The organism is Labrys sp. LIt4 (genome assembly GCF_017813775.1).
In the GTDB taxonomy this organism is placed as follows: Bacteria; Pseudomonadota; Alphaproteobacteria; order Rhizobiales; family Labraceae; genus Labrys; species Labrys okinawensis_A.
Genome location: NZ_JAGIPY010000049.1, coordinates 1 through 1,041, shown reverse-complemented (window position 1 = coordinate 1,041; position 1,041 = coordinate 1). Strand labels below are relative to the sequence as shown.

The 1,041-nt window shown below is 65.8% G+C and carries 1 protein-coding gene; it reads right to left on the bottom strand.

The window, feature by feature from the left end; translation table 11 throughout:
• A partial coding sequence (locus tag J8I29_RS29635; protein WP_209434419.1) for a hypothetical protein occupies positions 1 to 1,041 on the bottom strand: 1,041 nt, incomplete at both ends.

Sequence of the window (1,041 nt, the reverse complement as noted above, 5' to 3'; positions counted from 1 at the left end):
TTCCACCGCCGCCTTGACCTGGCTGTAGATGTCGAGATCGGCCTCGAGCAGGACCTCGGTTTCGGGGAGGCGGCGCAGCCTTTCCGCGAGGGCCTGGACCGGGGCGAGCAGCGGCGCGATCTGCACGGTGCCTTCCGGCATGCGCATGATCTGTTCGAGATCCTCGGCGAAGACATGCGGGCGTTCGCGGATGCCGACGACCCCGGCGGTGGCGAGATTGGCGAGGGCCGTCGCCACGGCGCCGCGCGGCAGCAGGGCGTCGAAGCTCTCGGCCGCGAGCTGGCGGGCGAGCGGGTTGGACAGGATGGCGATCACCGGCCCCGGCATCTCGGCGAAGGCCCTGGTCAATCCTTCCTCGTCCGTCTCCAGGGTGGCGACGAAATCGATGGCGGGCTTGAAGGCCGACAGATCGCGCTGGCTCAGCAGGGCATCGCCATATTTGGGCGCCAGCTTGAGGGCCATCAGCCGCTCGGCCAGTTCGTAATAGGGATCGTGCAGCAAGGCCACCCAGGTGAAGCGCTCATGGATCAGCGCGTCATATTGCCGGAGCGTGAGCCGCCCGCTGACATAGAGCGAAGGCGTGTTCAAGAGATGGAAGATCTGGGTCGCCGTCTCGCTTCCCAGCCGCTCGATGCCGCGATGGAAATAGTTGAAATGCTGCTTGAGCGCGGCGTCCAGCCCCCAGAGCGGGAACAGGTGGGTTTCCAGCCGGAACAGGCGGTTGGGCAAGCCGGGCGCATCCAGATTGCGCCGATAGATCAGGATGCCGCTTTCCTCGTCCACCACCTCGACATAGCGCATGGCACCCAGGCCGGGCACATTGGCATCGTTGAGCAGGAAACCGCACAGCCCGTTGAGGTGCCGCCCCGCCGTCACCAGACCCGGACGCGGCTCGCTGCAGCGGATGCGGGCAACCACCTGCCCGTCGACCAGCACATGCAGGATCGGCGTCTTCTCGTAATCGTCCGGCACGACATAGCCGGTGATCTCGCCGCCCTCGTCCGATTCGATGTTGAACAGCATGATCTCGTCCGCTTCCCA